Source organism: Streptomyces sp. NPDC107654, from assembly GCF_055639035.1.
In genome coordinates, this window is record NZ_JBVKBI010000004.1 from 189,896 (window position 1) to 208,164 (window position 18,269).

Annotated in this window: 18 protein-coding genes; 7 read left to right on the forward strand and 11 right to left on the reverse strand. The window is 73.2% G+C overall.

Going from position 1 to position 18,269, the window contains the following annotated elements:
• Nucleotides 1-52: 52 nt before the first annotated feature.
• Entirely contained in the window at nt 53-1,015 is a 963-nt protein-coding gene (locus ACZ7N4_RS09130; protein ID WP_471355491.1) for a LysR family transcriptional regulator, read from the forward strand.
• Nucleotides 1,016-1,097: 82 nt separating this feature from the next.
• Here the strand turns inward: ACZ7N4_RS09130 and ACZ7N4_RS09135 are convergent, their stop codons facing one another.
• Nucleotides 1,098-1,859 carry an alpha/beta hydrolase gene (locus ACZ7N4_RS09135; RefSeq protein ID WP_471355494.1) on the reverse strand — a complete coding sequence of 254 codons (762 nt, stop codon included), beginning with the start codon at nt 1,857-1,859 and terminating at the stop codon, nt 1,098-1,100.
• A gap of 134 nt (nt 1,860-1,993) precedes the next feature.
• Between ACZ7N4_RS09135 and ACZ7N4_RS09140 the strand changes: the two genes are divergently transcribed.
• Both ACZ7N4_RS09140 and ACZ7N4_RS09145 read left to right on the forward strand, forming a co-directional pair.
• Entirely contained in the window at nt 1,994-3,157 is a 1,164-nt protein-coding gene (locus ACZ7N4_RS09140) for an adenosine deaminase (RefSeq protein WP_471355496.1), read from the forward strand.
• A 150-nt stretch (nt 3,158-3,307) separates the two neighbouring features.
• Nucleotides 3,308-3,691 carry an ATP-binding protein gene (locus tag ACZ7N4_RS09145; protein WP_471355498.1) on the forward strand — a complete coding sequence of 128 codons (384 nt, stop codon included), beginning with the start codon at nt 3,308-3,310 and terminating at the stop codon, nt 3,689-3,691.
• A gap of 75 nt (nt 3,692-3,766) precedes the next feature.
• On the opposite strand, the gene ACZ7N4_RS09150 is transcribed toward ACZ7N4_RS09145, so the two are convergent.
• The 5 genes from ACZ7N4_RS09150 to afsQ1 form a co-directional block, all read right to left on the reverse strand.
• Nucleotides 3,767-3,967 carry a PspC domain-containing protein gene (locus ACZ7N4_RS09150; RefSeq protein ID WP_356151172.1) on the reverse strand — a complete coding sequence of 67 codons (201 nt, stop codon included), beginning with the start codon at nt 3,965-3,967 and terminating at the stop codon, nt 3,767-3,769.
• Nucleotides 3,968-4,090: 123 nt separating this feature from the next.
• On the reverse strand, nt 4,091-4,654 hold the full coding sequence (locus ACZ7N4_RS09155; protein WP_471355501.1) for a VanZ family protein: 564 nt from the start codon (nt 4,652-4,654) through the stop codon (nt 4,091-4,093).
• A gap of 119 nt (nt 4,655-4,773) precedes the next feature.
• Entirely contained in the window at nt 4,774-5,373 is a 600-nt protein-coding gene (locus ACZ7N4_RS09160) for a hypothetical protein (protein ID WP_471355503.1), read from the reverse strand.
• Entirely contained in the window at nt 5,370-6,950 is a 1,581-nt protein-coding gene (locus ACZ7N4_RS09165) for an ATP-binding protein (RefSeq protein ID WP_471355505.1), read from the reverse strand. The genes ACZ7N4_RS09160 and ACZ7N4_RS09165 overlap by 4 nt, the downstream gene beginning before the upstream one ends.
• Nucleotides 6,947-7,624, reverse strand: a complete 678-nt coding sequence (gene afsQ1, locus ACZ7N4_RS09170) for a two-component system response regulator AfsQ1 (protein ID WP_026248263.1) — start codon at nt 7,622-7,624, stop codon at nt 6,947-6,949. The genes ACZ7N4_RS09165 and afsQ1 overlap by 4 nt, the downstream gene beginning before the upstream one ends.
• 252 nt (nt 7,625-7,876) lie before the next feature.
• Between afsQ1 and ACZ7N4_RS09175 the strand changes: the two genes are divergently transcribed.
• Nucleotides 7,877-8,653 (forward strand): SigE family RNA polymerase sigma factor, encoded by a 777-nt coding sequence (locus ACZ7N4_RS09175; protein WP_471355508.1) that lies wholly within the window; start codon nt 7,877-7,879, stop codon nt 8,651-8,653.
• Between the two features lie 198 nt (nt 8,654-8,851).
• Here the strand turns inward: ACZ7N4_RS09175 and ACZ7N4_RS09180 are convergent, their stop codons facing one another.
• Nucleotides 8,852-9,454 carry a uridine kinase family protein gene (locus ACZ7N4_RS09180; protein ID WP_471356166.1) on the reverse strand — a complete coding sequence of 201 codons (603 nt, stop codon included), beginning with the start codon at nt 9,452-9,454 and terminating at the stop codon, nt 8,852-8,854.
• A 162-nt stretch (nt 9,455-9,616) separates the two neighbouring features.
• Here ACZ7N4_RS09180 and ACZ7N4_RS09185 point away from each other — a divergent pair, with 162 nt between their 5' ends.
• Nucleotides 9,617-10,018, forward strand: a complete 402-nt coding sequence (locus tag ACZ7N4_RS09185; protein ID WP_471355512.1) for a hypothetical protein — start codon at nt 9,617-9,619, stop codon at nt 10,016-10,018.
• Between the two features lie 172 nt (nt 10,019-10,190).
• Here ACZ7N4_RS09185 and ACZ7N4_RS09190 read toward each other — a convergent pair whose 3' ends face one another.
• The 3 genes from ACZ7N4_RS09190 to deoC are packed head-to-tail and all read right to left on the reverse strand — an operon-like array spanning nt 10,191 to nt 13,469.
• Nucleotides 10,191-11,075: an aldehyde dehydrogenase family protein gene (locus tag ACZ7N4_RS09190; protein WP_471355514.1), complete on the reverse strand. Its 885-nt coding sequence runs from the start codon at nt 11,073-11,075 to the stop codon at nt 10,191-10,193.
• Nucleotides 11,068-12,504, reverse strand: coding sequence for an aldehyde dehydrogenase family protein (locus tag ACZ7N4_RS09195; RefSeq protein ID WP_471355517.1), 1,437 nt, complete (start codon nt 12,502-12,504; stop codon nt 11,068-11,070). Before ACZ7N4_RS09195 ends, ACZ7N4_RS09190 begins: the two co-directional genes overlap by 8 nt.
• A 5-nt stretch (nt 12,505-12,509) precedes the next feature.
• Nucleotides 12,510-13,469, reverse strand: a complete 960-nt coding sequence (deoC, locus tag ACZ7N4_RS09200) for a deoxyribose-phosphate aldolase (protein WP_471355520.1) — start codon at nt 13,467-13,469, stop codon at nt 12,510-12,512.
• 136 nt (nt 13,470-13,605) lie between these two features.
• Between deoC and ACZ7N4_RS09205 the strand changes: the two genes are divergently transcribed.
• Nucleotides 13,606-14,307, forward strand: coding sequence for a PH domain-containing protein (locus tag ACZ7N4_RS09205; RefSeq protein WP_471355523.1), 702 nt, complete (start codon nt 13,606-13,608; stop codon nt 14,305-14,307).
• Between the two features lie 248 nt (nt 14,308-14,555).
• On the forward strand, nt 14,556-16,256 hold the full coding sequence (locus tag ACZ7N4_RS09210; RefSeq protein ID WP_471355526.1) for a hypothetical protein: 1,701 nt from the start codon (nt 14,556-14,558) through the stop codon (nt 16,254-16,256).
• A gap of 372 nt (nt 16,257-16,628) precedes the next feature.
• Here ACZ7N4_RS09210 and ACZ7N4_RS09215 read toward each other — a convergent pair whose 3' ends face one another.
• Nucleotides 16,629-18,260 carry a phospho-sugar mutase gene (locus ACZ7N4_RS09215; protein WP_471355528.1) on the reverse strand — a complete coding sequence of 544 codons (1,632 nt, stop codon included), beginning with the start codon at nt 18,258-18,260 and terminating at the stop codon, nt 16,629-16,631.
• Nucleotides 18,261-18,269: the final 9 nt, after the last annotated feature.

Consider the following 18,269-nt stretch of genomic DNA (forward strand, 5'->3'; position numbering starts at 1 on the left):
ACGGACGTCCTCTCTCATGCGTCCAATGCATGGAAACGCCATAATCGTTCCCATGGTGCATCAGCAGAGGTCACAGGCGTGGCTGTCACCGTCCGGTGACACAGAAGACACGGCCGCGATGCCGAGGCTGCTCGCGCCCCGCCTCGCCTACTTCGCCGGCGTGGCCCGCACCGAGCACGTCACCCGGGCCGCGCAGGAGATGAACGTCCCCCAGTCCACCCTGTCCCGGGCGATGGTCCGCCTGGAGCAGGACCTGGGCGTCGACCTGTTCGCCCGGCACGGCCGCACGGTCTCCCTGACCACCGCCGGCCGCACCTTCCTCGCCTCCGTGGAGCGGGCCCTCGCCGAGATCGAGCGCGCCGCCGAGGAGGTCCGCGCCGACGCCGACCCGGCCACCGGCAAGGTCGCCTTCGGCTTCCTGCACACCATGGGCGCCGAGACCGTACCCGGGCTGCTGCACGCCTTCCGCGCCGACCACCCGCGCGTCCGCTTCAGCCTGGTCCAGAACTACGGCGAGGCGATGCTGGAGCGGCTGCGCGCCGGCGAACTGGACCTCTGCCTCACCTCGCCGGTCCCCGACGCCCCCGACCTGGTCGCCCGCCGCCTGGACGAGCAGAAGCTCCGCCTGGTCGTCCCCGCCGACCACCGTCTGGCGGCCCGCCGCCGCATCCGCCTGGCCGAGGCCGCAGAGGAAACCTTCGTCACCCTGGAACCGGGCTACGGCCTGCGCCGCATCACCGACGACCTGTGCCGTCAGGCGGGCTTCCGCCCGAGGGTCGCCTTCGAGGGGGAGGAGGCGGAAACCCTGCGGGGTCTGGTGGCGGCCGGCCTGGGCGTCGCCCTCCTGCCCCCGCCGACCGTCCCCCGCCCCGGCGTGGTGGAACTGACGGTGACGGCCCCGAGAGCGGCCCGCGAGATCGGCGTCGCCTGGCTGGCGGACCGCCCCGACACCCCACCGGTGGCGGCCTTCAAGAAGTTCCTGCTGTCGAGACGGGGCAGCCTGCTCCCGGCTTAGGGGCAGCCGGGCCAGGGGCGCGGGGAACGGTGCGACAAGCCACAGCGCACCCGCACCCCGCACACCGCGGCAGCCCCGTCCCCTACCGCCGCAACGACTTGCCGAACCCCGCGGCCAGCGGCATCCGCAGTCCGATCGGCGGCGGCGCGGCCAACGCGTCCTCGACCGGGCGGGACACGCAGTGTCCGAACAGCGCGCCCATCGCGAAGTCCACCGCCAGACACCGCACCTCGTCCCGGTGCCCGTGCAATCCGTGCCCGTCGGAGTGCACCTCGAACCGGCACACCTCCCGGTTCACCTTCTTCGCCCGCGCCGCGAACCGGAACGACAGCTCGGGATCGGTGCGTTCGTCGTTCGTGCCGTGCGCGATCAGCACCCGGCGCCCGACCAGCTGCTTCACCGGCTCGGCCGGCGCGGCGACGTCCTCCTCCGGCAGCCAGGGCGCCAGCGCCACCACACAGTTGACCGCCTCGTGGCCGCCGGAGCGGAGCGCGGCGCGTGCGCCCATGTCCACGCCGGCCAGGCAGACGGGCACGTCCCCGTACCGTCGTACGACCTCGTCGGCGGCCCACTCGGCGTCCGCCGCCAGATGGGCCTCGCTGCCGTTCCAGCCGCGGTAGCGGTAGTGGACGGCGTGGACGGCCAGTCCCTCGGACCGGCCCGCGCGGGCGAACGCGCGGCCCAGGGAGCGCAGGAAGGTCATCGCGCGGAGGGGGGACGGCCGACGGGCGGAGACCTCCTCCCCGCCGGGGAGCAGCAGCACCGCTCCGCTCACCGACATCGGCTCCGGGCCGACTGCCCTTCCCAGCCCGGCCGTTCGGACCGGCGTCGCTTGCTGTCCCATGACAGAACAGTGTCAGAAGGCGCGGTGTACCAAACCCGTCCGTGGGGTCACCGTTGCGTATCGACGGAAAAGTGCCGGAAAACAGCTGCCGCGCACTCCGGGCCCTCTACGCGCGTAGGCGTTAGAGTGCGGAAATGACGAGCCAGACCGCACCGACCGGGAACGCCCCCACCGAGGACCAGATCCGCCGGGCGCCCAAGGTACTGCTGCACGATCATCTCGACGGCGGGCTCCGCCCCGGCACCGTCGTCGACCTCGCCCGGGAGACCGGCTACTCCGAACTGCCCGAGACCGACCCCGACAAGCTCGGGATCTGGTTCCAGGAGGCCGCCGACTCCGGCTCGCTGGAACGGTATCTGGAGACCTTCCGGCACACCGTCGGCGTGATGCAGACCCGGCAGTCCCTGGTCCGGGTCGCCCGGGAGTGCGCCGAGGACCTCGCCGAGGACGGGGTCGTCTACGCCGAGGTGCGGTACGCGCCCGAACAGCACCTCGACGGGGGCCTGACCCTGGAAGAGGTGGTCGAGGCCGTCAACGAGGGGTTCCGGCAGGGCGAGCGGATCGCCCGGGAGAACGGGCACCGGATCCGGGTCGGCGCCCTGCTGACCGCCATGCGGCACGCGGCCCGCTCCCTGGAGATCGCCGAACTCGCCAACCGCTACCGGGACTCGGGCGTGGTCGGCTTCGACATCGCGGGCGCCGAGGCCGGTCACCCGCCCACCCGGCACCTGGACGCCTTCGAGTACCTCAAGCGCGAGAACAACCACTTCACGATCCACGCCGGTGAAGCCTTCGGGCTGCCGTCCATCTGGCAGGCGCTCCAGTGGTGCGGCGCCGACCGGCTCGGCCACGGGGTGCGGATCATCGACGACATCGAGGTCCGCGAGGACGGCACGGTCACGCTCGGCCGGCTCGCCTCCTACGTCCGCGACAAGCGGATCCCGCTGGAGCTGTGCCCCAGCTCCAACCTGCAGACCGGGGCCGCGCCCTCCTACGCCGAGCACCCCATCGGGCTGCTGCGCCGGCTGCACTTCCGGGCCACCGTGAACACCGACAACCGGCTGATGTCGCACACCACCATGAGCCGGGAGTTCGAGCACCTCGTCGAGGCGTTCGGTTACACGCTCGACGACCTCCAGTGGTTCTCCGTCAATGCGATGAAATCAGCGTTCATTCCTTTCGATGAACGACTCGCGATGATCAATGACGTCATCAAGCCCGGATATGCCGAACTGAAATCCGAATGGCTGTTCCGGCAGACGGCGTCCACCAGCGGTTCTGCCGGTGGCGAGGCCTAGGCGCCGGAATTTCCCGGCCCGGAATGCGGACGCACTTTCACAAGGCGTCCGCATTTCGGTGTTTGCGGCGGGCGGTAGGGGGTGTTTACGGTCGTGGACCGCTCGGATCGTTCGTGATCTCCCGTCTCCGCATACAAGGACGCATTCACCATGAAGCAGTCTGCTGCCAAGACCCTCGGTGTCGCCGCCCTCGGCGCCGCTTTCGCCGCCGCCGGTGCGGGCGTGGCGAGCGCGGCCCCGGCCAGCCCGGACGCCGGCCAGACGCTGGACACCGTCACCAGGACGCTGCCGCCCGAGCAGGTCATCGAGGCGCTGCCGGACAGCGGCCCGGTGAAGACGCTCAAGCCGGTCGCCAAGCGCGGGGTCGCCGCGGGACTGCCGGCCGCGAAGAAGGGGGCGGCCGCCGCGCAGCCCGTCGCCGAGAGCGTCGTCGCCGAGGGTCCGACCAAGCCGGTCGCCGGTCTGCTCGGCGGACTGCCGCTGAAGGGCCTGCCCACGCACGGCGTGCCGATCAACGGGATCCCGGTCGGCTGAGCCCGGCCTCCCTCCACCGCGCGGGGCGCTCCGGTACGTCCGGACGCGCCCCCGTGGCGTACCCGCGCCCGGAGGTCACCAGGCCGTGCGGGCCTTGTCCTCGGACGGCAGCAGCAGCCACAGCGCTATGTAGAGCAGGAACTGCGGGCCCGGCAGCAGGCAGGACACCAGGAAGATCACCCGCATGGTCGTGGCCGAGGTGCCGAAGCGCCGGGCCAGCGCGGCGCAGACTCCGCCGATCACGCGGCCGTGGGTGGGGCGGGCAAGGGCGGTCATGACGGCTCCTCCGTGGTCGTCGGCCCGCTGCCGATCCCTGTCGGTGCGAGCCGGTGGCGGGCCCCGTGCGGGACCTCTCAACTGCCATCAACGGTACGGCGACGAAGGGGACGAAGCGTCACTCTAAGGGGCGATCCCGACCCTGGGAATCGTCGGGGTACGGCCCTGAGACAGCTCCTCCTGGACGGTGACCGCCGTCCCGGCCGCACCGGGCTCCCGCGCGTCCAGCCGCCGCAGCCGGGCCCGTCCCGCCGGTACGACGGCCAGGTGGGCCAGGACGACGCCCGCCGTGTTCAGCAGCAGCGAGTCGACGTCCACGACGCGGCCCGGCACACCGGTCTGCAACAGGGCGATGCCGAGGGAGATCAGCGCGCCGGCCGCGGCCGTACGCAGCAGCGACGCGAGCGGGGAGACGGTGAGCCTGCCGTGTGCCAGGGGCAGCAGCACGCCCAGCGGCGCGAGCAGCGCGAGCCCCTCCCCGAGGGGTCTGGCCGCCCCGGGCCAGCCCAGCGCCAGGTCGGCCCTGATGCCGGCCAGTGGCCGCAGGTTCGGGGGCATCACCCAGGGGACGTCCAGGGGGCGCAGCATCAGCCAGGCGACGAGGGCGAGGTGTGCGACGAGGAGGACACCCCCTGTCACACGGACGCGGATCGCGGCGCTGCCGCCGATGGAGCCTTGACGCTGCACGAACCCCTAGACGCGACGGCCGGCGTGATTGGTTCCGCCACGGAATCTTTTCGGCGGGCGACAGGGCGCCGGGGGTCCGCCCGGATCCGGTCGGCCCCGGGCCGAACCGGACCGGACCCCTAGGCGCCCGCCGCCTCGCCGGACGGCGGCCGGGTGCTGCCCGGGTGGTCACGGAGCTCGTCCGTGCACTCGTAGCGGCGCAGAGGGCCCTCGGGGCCGCCCAGGATGACCGAGCCGTCGTCCTCCGTGGCCGCCGAGTCGGACAGGGTGCACACCAGCTGGGCCAGGGCGTAGGAGGTGAGCCGCGAGGGCGGCGTGCTGAGCCGCAGGGTGTCCTCGGGGTCCTTCGGGCGGGGCCCGCTCACCCCGAGTCCACCCGGCACGTACGTCGTGTACCCCGCGGAGCGCTCCGCGGGATACGGCGACTTCGCGAGCTGGTCCAGCAGCCCCTGCGCGACGATCACCCGGCGCCGGGCGTCGGGGGTGCCCTCCGGGACCCGCACCGTCCGGTCGACGGCCACCAGGGACGCCCCGCACAGCAGGAAGACCTGCACCGGCACCCCCCGGCCGGCCTCCGTGGACACGTCGGGCCCGGCCAGCGTGCACGGCACCCGCGACGGCGCCGCCCCGAAGTCGGTCGGCACCTCCGTGGCCCGGATGCCGCAGCCGGCGAGCAGCGCGCCCAGGAGGGGCAGCGCCAGCAGCCGTCGTACGGTCATGACCCCTCCTCTCCTGAGCTGTCTCTGTCGGTCCTGGTGTCCTCGGCGCCCTCCTCGGTCAGCCGTGAGGCGTCCCGTGGCAGCCGCAGTGTGAACACCGCGCCCCCGTCGGGCGAGTTCGCCGCGGTGATCTCGCCGCCGTGGATGTGGGCGTTCTCCAGGGCGATGGAGAGGCCCAGTCCGCTGCCCTCGGAGCGCGGCCGGGAGGCGCTCGCCTTGTAGAAGCGGTCGAAGACGTGCGGGAGGACGTCCTCCGGGATGCCCGGCCCGTGATCGCGGACCCGGATCTCGATCGAGTCGTCCGCCTGCCGGACCGACACCCGCACCGGTGAGCCGCCGTGCTTGAGGGCGTTGCCGACCAGATTGGCGAGGATGACGTCCAGACGGCGCGGGTCCAGCTGGGCGTGGATGCCGCGCTCGGCGTCCAGCTCGACCGCGTCCAGCCAGGCGCGGGCGTCGATGCAGGCGGTGATCTGGTCGGCGATGTCGACGTCGTCCAGGACCAGCCGGGCGGTGCCCGCGTCGAAGCGGGTGACCTCCATGAGGTTCTCGACCAGGTCGTTCAGCCGCCGGGTCTCGCTGACCACCAGCCGCACGGCCGGCTCGATCATCGGGTCCATGCTGCCGGTCTCCGCCTCCAGCTCCTCCTCCAGCACCTCCGTGACGGCGGTGATGGCGGTGAGCGGGGTACGCAGCTCGTGGCTCATGTCGGCCACGAAGCGGCGGGACGCCTCGTCCCGCGCGGCCATCTCGGCGACCCGCTGCTCCAGAGCCTCGGCCGCGTTGTTGAAGGTCCGGGACAGGTCGGCGAGTTCGTCGGTGCCGGAGACCCGCAGCCGGGTGTCCAGCTTGCCCTCGCCGAGGCTCCGGGCGGCCACGCCGAGCCGGTGCACCGGCTTCAGCACGGTCGTGGCGGCGGCTTGCGCGAGCAGCGCGGCACCGATCAGCGCGAGCCCGGTGGCGATGCCCAGCGACCAGGCCAGCGAGTTGAGGTCCTTGGCCTCCGGCTCCAGGGACTTCGCCATGTAACCGGTCGGACCGCCGCCGATGACACGCGTCCCCGCGACCAGGTACGGCGTGCCGTGGTCCACGACCCGCTGCCAGTACAGGTGGTACGTCTCCTTGTTCGCGTCGGTCACCTTCTGCCGCTTGGCCACGGCGGTGCGCAGCGGCTCGGGCACGTCCTCCAGCGCGAAGCCGTTGATGCCGCCCGAGTTGCCGTACACCGTCTTGCCCCGGGCGTCCTCGGCGACGAGCAGCACGCTGAAGCGCTGGCTGCTGGCGGCCATCTGGCCCGCGGCCCGCTGCAGCTGGTCCTGCGTCGGATGCTCGGGCAGTGCGCCCGCGCGGTTCTGCATCTCCTGCCGGAAGTCACGCAGCACCGCGTCCTGGGCGCGGGTGAGCACCGCCTCCCGGTTGAGCCAGTAGGCGATGCCCGACGCCGACACCGCGGCGGTGAGCGCGACCAGACCGAAGACCAGTACCAGGCGCAGCCTCAGGCTGGTGAACCTGAGCCGCGAAAGACTTCCCCTGCGCCCCGCGGCCCAGCCGCGCAGCCCCCCTTGCGTGTCGGTCACTGAGGCGCGTCCAGGCGGTAGCCGACACCACGGACGGTACGGATCAGCGTCGGGGACGAGGGCACGTCCTCGACCTTGGCGCGCAGCCGCTGCACACACGCGTCGACCAGACGCGAGTCACCGAGGTAGTCGTGCTCCCACACCAGCCGCAGCAGCTGCTGCCGGGACAGCGCCTGACCGGGCCGCCGGCTCAGCTCCAGCAGCAGCCTGAGCTCGGTCGGGGTCAGCTGGAGGTCCTCGCCGTTCTTCGTCACGGTCATCGCCGACCGGTCGATGACGACGTTGCCGAAGGTCGCCGAGTCGCTGGACTCGCGCTCGCCGCGCCGCAGCACGGCCCGGATCCGGGCGTCCAGCACCCGGCCCTGCACCGGCTTGACGACGTAGTCGTCGGCCCCCGACTCCAGACCGACCACGACGTCGATGTCGTCGCTGCGCGCGGTCAGCAGGATGATCGGCAGCTGGTCGGTGCGCCGGATGCGCCGGCACACCTCGAACCCGTCGATGCCGGGCAGCATCACGTCCAGCACGATCAGGTCCGGCCGCTGCTCGCGCAGCAGCTTCAGACCGTCCTCGCCGCTGGCAGCGGTGGCCACCCGGTGTCCCTGGCGCGTCAGGGACAGCTCCAGGGCCGTACGGATGGCGTCGTCGTCCTCGATCAGCAACAGGGAAGGCACAGGCTCATTCTGGCCCATGGAGGGGGTGCCGTACGACCTTCCGGCCACCTCCTGTCGGCGCGGTCCCCGTAGCGCCGTCACCTGTGCGCCGCGTGTGACCTGACCGGGCGGGACCCCTGTGACAGGTCTGTGACAGTCGACGGACACGTCCATGAAGTCACCCCGGCAGTCTTTTCGTCACGGGCCGGACGGGGGAGCTGGAACCGGCCCGGCAAGACAGAGTCACCGGAAGTCCACGACGGGGAGCGCGAGATGAACACGCTGCACAGCATCAGCACCAGCGCAGTGGTCACGCGTCTGCACGACGTGCACCGGGGATCCGAGAAGTCCGGTGCGGAGGGGGGTCCCTCCCGCGCGAGCGTGTTCGAGCGTGGGGGAGTGCGGGGGTGCGCTCGCGGCACCGGGCGTCAGCACACCGCCCATGCGCAGCAGGGCCTTCAGCCCTACATGACGGTGGTCGACGGGGGAGCCGCGTACAGGGAGGACTCGGGGGAGCGCCGCTCGCTGACGGAGGCGGAGTTCACCGCCTACGTCCAGGAGCGCCGCGCCTCCCTGTACGCCACCGCCTACCACCTGACCGGCGACCGCTTCGAGGCCGAGGACCTGCTGCAGAGCGCGCTGTTCTCGACGTACAAGGCGTGGGAGCGGATCAGCGACAAGGCGGCGGTCGGCGGATACCTCCGCCGCACCATGACCAACCTGCACATCAGCGCTTGGCGGCGCCGCAAGCTCAACGAGTACCCGACCGAGGAACTGCCGGAGACGCCCGGCGACACGGACGCGATGCGCGGCACCGAGCTGCGCGCGGTCCTGTGGCAGGCGCTGGCCCGGCTGCCCGAACTCCAGCGCACCATGCTGGTCCTGCGCTACTACGAGGGCCGCACGGACCCGGAGATCGCGGAGATCCTCGGCATCAGCGTCGGCACGGTGAAGTCCAGCATCTGGCGCTCGCTGCGCCGGCTGCGCGAGGACGAGGTCCTCAGCTTCGGCCGCGACCAGGAGGACGCTTTCGGCGAACTGGTCGCCTGAAGGTACGGGGGGACGGGGGAAAACGGGGGGAGTACGGGGGCCACGGGGGACCACTGGGGGGTGGGCCTTCGGGGGAACGGGGGAGCAACGGGAAACGGGGCTGGTGGGCCGGGGGGTCCTGCCAGTCCCGCTTTCGTGCGTCCGCGCGGGTTGTCGCGTGTCCGTCCGCTGTCCGTGCGTTGTCCGTGCGTACGGGTCCTACGCCGGCGTCTCCTGACGTGCCTGCCGGCCCGCCGCCGCTGCCGCCAGCCTGCTCAGCGCCTCGTCCCGGTCGCACGGGTGCGCGCCGAGGGACACCTGGCGGGAGACGATCGTGCGTTCCGTCCGCATCAGCCGCCAGCCGCGGCGCAGCAGGAACGCCACCGACTTGCGGCCCTCCTTCAGGTCGCGCACGAAACGCCGCCGGAAGGTGGTGACCGGGCCGCGCGACAGGCACAGCGCGTCCGCGAGCACGCCCAGCTCCCGGCAGCGCCCGACGATCTCCGCGGCGAAGATGCCCTCCGCGATGAACAGCGGGGTACGGCCGATGCGCAGCGTCTCCTCGCCGGTGCGGGCGCTCAGCCCCAGGTCGTACACCGGCACCGGGGTGGACCCCGTCGCGCACAGCCGGGTGATGGCCTCGACCGCGACGTCCGCGTCCCACGACCCGGGGTGGTCCCAGTCGATGTCCGAACTCCCCGCCACCAGGGGCAGAGTCGGGTCGTCACCCTCCTTGTAGAAGTCGTCGAGGCGCAGCACGGGGAGCCCGGAACGGGCGGCGACGAGTGACTTGCCCGAGCCCGAGGGGCCGCACAGCAGCACGACACGGGCGGGGAACGGAGGATGAAGGCTCACGGAACACCAGTTTGAGGCATCGCGGCCGCCCTGCCGACCCCCGCGGGTCGGCTTTTGAGCGTGAGCCTGACCTCAACTACCCTACGTGTCGACCTCATTACCCTGCGCACCAGAAGGTTGGCACCAGCGATGGCCCGACACACCTCCCCCGAGCACCCGACCGCGCAGCGCGCCCTGATCGCCCTCCTGACCGCCGGAGCGGCCCTGGGCGCGGGCGCGGCCACGGCGTCCGCCGAGTCCCTCCCCGGCGTGGGCGTCAACTACCGCCCCGTCGACATGGGCAACATCGACCCGCAGGCCGGCGCGCGCGCCGCGACGGGCATCGTCGGCTACGTCACCGGCCCGGTCGCCGGCCTCAAGCCCAACCCGCTGGCGGGCACGGGCGTCGACCCGCTGGACAACGGGGTGGGCACCCAGCTGGCCGACTTCAAGCCCGTCGGCTCCCAGACGCTGACCCGCCCCCTGGCCCAGGCGTCCTCGCTCGGCAGTGTCCCGGTGCTGGGACAGGCCCTCGGAGCCCTGGGCCACTGAGAGCGCCCCCGAAGGGGCGCGGGGCGGTGTCCGGGTCGCGGCCGCGCCGCGCGGGCGCGCCGCGCGGGCGCGCCGCGCGGGCGCGCCGCGCGGGCGCGCCGAGCCGCGACGCACCCGCGATCGGCGGACGCCAGCAGGTCCCCTTCCGGGGCCCGTCGGTACCCGGGACCCGTCAGTAGGAGGAACCGCCCGCGCCGAGCGACCCCGTCGGGTGCCACACCGTCTTCGTCTCCAGGAACGCCGTCATCCGCTCGATCCTGGGCGTCTCGAGGTAGTCCACAGCCTGTGGACGCAGGACGCGCTTCAGGTTGTCGGCCGCCGCGATCTCCAGCTCCTTCGCCAGCGCCTCGTCCGCGCCCGCGAGGTCGATCGCGTTGACGTCCTGGTGCGCGGCGAGCGGCGCCGCGATCTCCGCCGTACGGCCGGAGAGGACGTTGACCACACCGCCCGGGACATCGGAGGTGGCCAGCACCTCACCGAGGGACAGGGCGGGCAGCGGGGCCTTCTCGGAGGCGATCACGACGGCCGTGTTGCCGGTGGCGATCACCGGGGCCACGACCGAGACCAGGCCGAGGAACGACGACTCCTGCGGGGCCAGGACGGCGACCACGCCGGTCGGCTCCGGGGAGGAGAGGTTGAAGTACGGGCCCGCGACCGGGTTGGCGCCGCCGATCACCTGGGCGATCTTGTCGGTCCAGCCCGCGTACCAGACCCAGCGGTCGATCGTCGCGTCCACGACGGCCGCCGCCTTGGACTTCGACAGGCCCTCCGCGTCGGCGACCTCCCGGACGAACTGCTCCCTGCGGCCCTCCAGCATCTCGGCGACGCGGTAGAGGACCTGGCCCCGGTTGTAGGCGGTCGCGCCGGACCAGCCGCCGAACGCCTTGCGCGCGGCCACGACCGCGTCACGGGCGTCCTTGCGGGAGGACAGGGGCGCGTTCGCCAGCCAGTTGCCCTTTGCGTCGGTCACCTCGTACACCCGGCCGCTCTCGGAACGCGGGAACTTCCCGCCGACGTACAGCTTGTAGGTCTTGAAGACGGACAGACGGTCAGACATCGAGGTATGCCTCCAGGCCGTGGCGGCCGCCCTCGCGGCCGAAGCCCGACTCCTTGTAGCCGCCGAACGGCGACGTCGGGTCGAACTTGTTGAACGTGTTGGACCAGACGACACCCGCGCGCAGCCTGTTCGCCACGGCCAGGATCCGGGAACCCTTCTCGGACCAGATGCCGGCCGAGAGGCCGTACTGGGTGTTGTTCGCCTTGGCGACCGCCTCGTCCGGGGTGCGGAAGGTGAGGACCGACAGCACCGGGCCGAAGATCTCGTCGCGGGCGATGGTGTGGGCCTGGGTGACGTTCGTGAAGAGCGTCGGGGCGAACCAGTAGCCGGAGGACGGCAGCTCGCAGGCCGGCGACCAGCGCTCGGCGCCCTCCGCCTCGCCCCGCTCGGCCAGCGCGGTGATCCGGGCCAGCTGCTCGGCGGAGTTGATCGCGCCGATGTCGGTGTTCTTGTCCAACGGGTCGCCGAGGCGCAGCGTGGACAGCCGGCGCTTGAGGGAGTCCAGCAGTTCGTCCTGGACCGACTCCTGGACCAGGAGGCGGGAGCCCGCGCAGCAGACCTGGCCCTGGTTGAAGAAGATGCCGGTGACGATGCCCTCGACGGCCTGGTCCACGGGCGCGTCGTCGAAGACGATGTTGGCGCCCTTGCCGCCCAGTTCGAGGGTGAGCTTCTTGTGCGTGCCGGCGACCGTGCGGGCGATCTCCTTGCCGACCGCCGTCGAGCCGGTGAAGGCGACCTTGTTCACGTCCGGGTGCGCGACCAGCGCGGCGCCCGCGTCGCCGTAGCCCGGGAGGATGTTGACGACACCCCTGGGCAGGCCGGCCTGGCGGCAGATGTCCGCGAAGAACAGGGCCGACAGGGGGGTGGTCTCGGCGGGCTTGAGCACCACCGTGTTGCCGGTCGCGAGCGCCGGGGCGATCTTCCACGCCAGCATCAGCAGGGGGAAGTTCCAGGGGATGACCTGGCCCGCGACGCCCAGCGGGCGCGGGTTCGCGCCGAAGCCGGCGTGGTCGAGCTTGTCGGCCCAGCCCGCGTAGTAGAAGAAGTGGGCCGCCACCAGCGGGAGGTCCGCGTCGCGGGTCTCCTTGATCGGCTTGCCGTTGTCCAGCGTCTCCAGGACAGCCAGCTCACGGCTGCGCTCCTGGATGATCCGCGCGATGCGGAACAGGTACTTGGCGCGCTCGGAGCCGGGCAGCGCCGACCACTTCTCGAAGGCCTTACGGGCGGCCTTCACCGCGCGGTCGACGTCCTCGGCGCCGGCCTGGGCGACCTCGGAGAGGACCTCCTCCGTCGACGGGGAGACCGTCTTGAAGACCTTGCCGTCGGCGGCCTCGGTGAACTCGCCGTCGATGAACAGGCCGTAGGCGGGGGCGATGTCGACGACCGAGCGGGACTCGGGCGCGGGTGCGTACTCGAATGCGGATGCCATGGGGATCAGTCCACCGTCACGTAGTCGGGGCCGGAGTAGCGGCCGGTGGCCAGCTTCTGACGCTGCATCAGCAGGTCGTTCAGGAGCGAGGAGGCGCCGAAGCGGAACCAGTGGTTGTCCAGCCAGTCCGCGCCCGCCGTCTCGTTGACCAGCACCAGGAACTTGATGGCGTCCTTGGTGGTGCGGATGCCGCCGGCCGGCTTCACGCCGACCTGGACGCCGGTCTGCGCGCGGAAGTCGCGGACCGCCTCCAGCATCAGCAGGGTGTTGGCGGGCGTGGCGTTGACCGCCACCTTGCCCGTCGAGGTCTTGATGAAGTCGGCGCCGGCCAGCATGCCGAGCCAGGAGGCGCGGCGGATGTTGTCGTACGTCGACAGCTCGCCCGTCTCGAAGATGACCTTCAGCCGGGCGCTGTCCCCGCAGGCCTCCTTCACGGCGACGATCTCGTCGTACACCTTCAGGTACCGGCCGGCGAGGAACGCGCCCCGGTCGATGACCATGTCGATCTCGTCGGCGCCGGCCGCGACGGCGTCACGGACGTCGGCCAGCTTCACGTCGAGGGCGGCACGGCCGGCCGGGAAGGCGGTGGCCACCGAGGCGACCTTCACGCCCGAACCGGCGACGGCCTCCTTGGCCACGGCCACCATGTCGGGGTAGACGCAGACCGCGGCCGTCGTGGGCGTCGCGCGGTCCGTGGGGTCGGGATGGACCGCCTTGGCGCCGAGCGCCCGGACCTTGCCCGGGGTGTCCGCGCCTTCCAGCGTCGTCAGGTCGACCATCGAGATGGCGAGGTCGATGGCGTACGCCTTCGCGGTCGTCTTGATGGAACGGGTTCCGAGAGAGGCGGCGCGCGCCTCCAGGCCGACCGCGTCGACGCCGGGCAGCCCGTGGAGGAAACGGCGCAGCGTGCTGTCGGACGCGGTCACGTCACTCAGGGCGTGTGCGGCGGGTGCAGTACTGGGCATGGTCACCAGACGAGCATATCTACGCGCGTAGCTGCTGTACACCCCAGCCGCTCACAACGGTTCCGGAGATCACGGATGAGCGCCGGTTCACGGGCGCGTGGCCGCGCCGTCGGCCCTGTCGTGCAGAATCGGGGCCATGACCACCCCGGATCACCCGTCACCCGCGTCACCGCCCCCGGCGTCCGCCACCACGGACCGGATCTACCGCTCGCCCCTGGGCCTCGCGGGCGGCGTACTGCTGCTTCTGGTCGTCCTCTGGCTGGGCTTCGACGCCCTGGTCAAGGGCCACGGCCGGACCCCGTGGCTGGCGCTGGCCGGGCTCATCCTGATCGTGCCGGTGGTCATCGCCTTCACGCTCCGCCCGGCGGTCTTCGCGAACGAGGACCGGCTGCGCGTCCGCAACCCGCTGCGGGTGATCACCCTGCCCTGGGGCGAGATCGCCTCCCTGCGCTCCGGCTACTCCAACGAGGTCGTCGCCAAGTCCGGCACCAAGTACCAGCTGTGGGCCGTCCCCGTCTCGCTGCGCGCCCGCAGCAAGGCGGCGCGCCGGCAGCAGCGGGCGGAGGCGGACGAGGCCAGGGGCGTGACACCGGGCAGCCGGGGCGGCGGCCTCGGCCCCGGCGTCCTCGGCCTCGGCGGCTTCAGCCTGCGCGGCCCCGACACCGGGCCGACCCGCGCGCAGACCGACCAGGTCGTGGACGACCTGCGGGAACTCCTGGAACGCCGGGAGGAGGCCGAGTCGGCCCAGGGCGAGGTCAGCGTGCGCTGGGCCTACGAGGTGATGGCCCCCGCGGTGGCGGGCGCCGTTCTGCTGCTGATTCTGGTGGCTCTGGGCTGAGGTCCGTCGGGGGAGCGGACGGGGTGTCCGCGAGTGCTTCCGGGGTGGGGTCCGGTGGGGAGCGGGGGGTGTTCGCGGGGGCTCTCGGGTGCTCTCGGGCCGGTGTCCGCCGGGAGCGGGCGGATCGTCCGCGGGGGCTCTCGGGGTGAGGGCCGTCGGGGAGTGGGCCCTTCGCGGGGGCGTCCGCTTGTGTTGTCGGGCCGAGGGTCGTGGTCGACCCCTCGCCGCTGTCGAGTGTCTGGAATGCGATGAGTACGACCCCCGGACCGCCGCCGCCCCTGCCGCTGCCCGCCGTGGTGGTGCCCGACGGCTGCCCCTCCTGGAGCGGTGAGCACGCCCGTCGCTGGCTCGACGCGCTGCCGTCCCGCCCGGTGCCCCTGCCCTGCCGGAGCCGGCAGCTGCTGACCGCCCTGTGCGCCGCCGTGACGGCCACGGCGCTGCTGGCGCTGCCCGCCGGATGGCAGCCGTGGGCGGCTGCGCTTCCGGCGCTGCACGCGCTGTGGCTGTACGCGCGCCCGGAGATCGTCCCGGTGTCCGCGCCCGTGGTCGCGGTGCTGCTGGCCGTCCTGCGGCCCGGGACCAGCGGGCCGGAGACCGCGGTTGCCGTGACCCTCCTGGCCCTGGCCTGGGCGGCTGCCGTGCCCCGGCTGGTGGCCCGGCGCCGGCAACGGGACCGGGCCCGGGACGCGGCCGCCGGCAGCGCCGCGCCGCTGCCGGACACCGGACGCCCCCTGCCCCGCGGCCGGTTCCTCATCGTGTGTGGAGGCGTCCTGCTCGCCCTCGGGGTCGGCGCCGTCGTCGTCGTCCCGGCCCCTCCGTCCGACCCGTCCGAGGCGGCGCGGGTGCTGCCGGCGCTCGCCTGGCTGGTCGCGGGCCAGGGCCTGACCACGCTGGTCTCCGGGCTGCTGGGCCGTCGCCGGGCCGCCGCCCTGCGCGCGGCACCGGCACCCGTGCTGCGGGTGCTCGCGCGCGAGGGCGCCGACGGCGACACCGAGGTGTTCGCCGCCGACGACACGGCCGCGCTGCGCCCTCTCTTCCGGGTCGCCGTCACCGAGGCCGCCGGGAACGTCCTCGGAGTAACCGGGGAGAAGGAGAAGAGGGAAGGGGACGGCGAGGAGGAGCTGGACGACTTCCTGGCGCGGCTGGACCGGGAGGGACCGGGGCCGCTGCGGGAGGCCCTGCTCTACGGCGTGCCCTGCGACGGCGCGGAGATCCTGCTGGTCACGGCCGCCGACGCGGTGGACGGGCCGCCGGTCGTGGAACGGTCGTCGGGACCCGTGCGACCGCTGTCCGAGGCGACCGTACGGCGGCTGTCGGCCGCGGAGAAGCGCCGGGCGGCCCGGGATGCCTCCCACGCCGAGCTGCGCCGGGCGGCCGGGGATGCCCTCGCCGGAGGGCGGGAGCCGGAGACGGGGGGTGGTGCCCCCGCGGGGATACGGCAGTGGCGGGCGGGGCTGCCGGACCGGCTCGGCGCGCTGCTGGTGGTGTTGTGGGCCGGCGTCGTCTTCTGGGGCGACACCGGAGGCTGGAGATACGCCATCGGTGCTCTCGCCGGATGCGTCGGCGCGCTCTGGCTGCCCCACTCGGTCGCCTGGCGGATCACGGCCGACCGGGAGGGACTGTGGCTGGGCGGACTGCGCGGACCCCGGCTGCTGCCCTGGGACGAGATCAGGTCCGTCGACTGCACCGGCACCGAGCTGAGGCTGGAGAGCCGGCGGGCCTCCTTCGCCGGCTGGTCGGCGCACGCGCCCCGCTGGCCGTGGCTGGAGCGCAGGTTCGGGCTCCTGCACCCGTACGAGCGGACCGCCGGGGAGATCACCGCCCTGTGGCGCGACCCGTCGCTGCGTCCCTCCGTGTCGGCCGGCCGCGGTCAGCGGGGCCGGCCGCTGTGGCCCCTGGCGCTGGTGACGGCGGTCGCCTGGGCGGCCGCCCTGCTGTTCCTGTCCTGAGCCCCGACGGCGTGTCCGGGCGGAACGCGGGTCGGGTCCCTGCGCGTGGAGTCCAGGTGGCGGGAGTGCGGGTCGCGCCCTTGTGAGCGGACGGTCGGCGCTTCGTGTCGGGGCGGCGTGGGTGTGCGCGGGCGGCGGGCGGCTCGCGCAGCGGCCACAGCTCGCCGGTGGCGCGGGAGGCGCCGGTGACGCGGACCAGTGCGGGAACGCCTGGTTGCGCCCTTGCGAGCGGACCGCCGCGGGGCCCTCGGCGGCCGGCGCTGTCGGTCGCCGGCCGGTGGCCCTGCCGTTCCCGTCCGAGGACGGGCGGCAGGGCCCGGCGCCCTGCGGGACCCGCCCGCTCCGGGATGCCTGCCGGCAGATGCCCGCCGGTCAGATGCCCGCAGCCGCCGACAGGTCGCGCTTGACGGCCGTCAGCAGCTCGGTCGCGCGGGTGCGGGCGGCCGGGAGCGCGTCGTGCGCGGAGACCGGTACGACGACCTCCAGGTAGCACTTCAGCTTCGGCTCGGTGCCGCTGGGGCGGACGATGACCCGGGCGCCGTCCAGCGTGTAGCGCAGGCCGTCCGTGGGCGGCAGCCTGTCCGTGCCCCGGGTCAGGTCCTCGGCCCGGACGATCGGCAGCCCGGCCAGCTCGGTCGGCGGCTGCTCGCGCAGCCGGCGCATCGCGTCCGCGATCAGGGAGAGGTCCTGCACGCGCACCGACAGCTGGTCCGTGGCGTGCAGACCGTGCTCCACGGCGAGGTCGTCGAGCAGGTCGAGGAGGGTACGGCCCTCCTCCTTCAGCCCGGACGCCAGCTCGGTGATCAGCAGCGCGGCGGTGATGCCGTCCTTGTCGCGCACGCCCTCCGGGTCCACGCAGTAGCCGAGGGCCTCCTCGTAGCCGTAGCGCAGGCCGTCGACGCGGGCGATCCACTTGAAGCCGGTCAGCGTCTCCTCGTACGGCAGGCCCGCCTTGTCGGCGATCCGGCCGAGCAGGGAGGAGGAGACGATCGACTCGGCGAAGGTGCCCCGGGCGCCGCGGCGGACCAGGTGGGCGGCGAGCAGGGCGCCGACCTCGTCACCACGGAGCATGCGCCAGTCCGCGCCGTCCTTCACGGCCACGGCACAGCGGTCGGCGTCGGGGTCGTTGGCGATGATCAGGTCCGGTTCGGTGGCGCGGGCCCGGGCGAAGGCCAGGTCCATCGCGCCCGGCTCCTCCGGGTTCGGGAACGCGACCGTCGGGAAGTCCGGGTCCGGGTCGGCCTGCTCGGCGACCAGCACCGGCTCGGGGAAGCCGGCGCGGGCGAACGCGGCCAGCAGGACGTCCTTGCCTACGCCGTGCATCGCCGTGTAGACCGTGCGGGCGGTGCGCGGGGAGGCGGGGTCCAGGACGGCGTCCGTGCGGGCGAGGTAGGCGTCCAGCACCGACTCGTCCAGGATCTCCCAGCCGCTCTCCGGGCGGGGCACGTCGTGCAGGGAGGCGATCGCGTCGATCTCGGCGGCGATCTCCGCGTCGGCGGGCGGCACGATCTGGGAGCCGTCGCCGAGGTAGACCTTGTAACCGTTGTCGCGGGGCGGGTTGTGGCTGGCGGTGACCTCCACGCCCGCGACCGCGCCGAGGTGCCGTATGGCGAAGGCCAGGACGGGGGTGGGCAGGGGGCGGGGGAGGACGGCCGCGCGCAGGCCGGCACCGGTCATCACCGCGGCGGTGTCCCGGGCGAAGTCGGCGGACTTGTGGCGGGCGTCGTAGCCGATGACGACGAGCCCCCCGGCCCGGCCCCTGCCCTTCAGGTACGCGGCGAGGCCGGCGGCGGCGCGGATGACGACGCTGCGGTTCATGCGCATCGGGCCGGCGCCCAGCTCGCCGCGCAGGCCGGCGGTGCCGAACTGGAGTGTGCCGGAGAAGCGGGACGACAGTTCGTTCGTGTCGCCGGCCTCGATCAGCTTGGCGAGTTCGTCACGGGTCTCCGTGTCCGGGTCCTCGGCGAGCCATGCCGTGGCCCGGGCCATGAGATCGTCGTGCACCTTGGGATC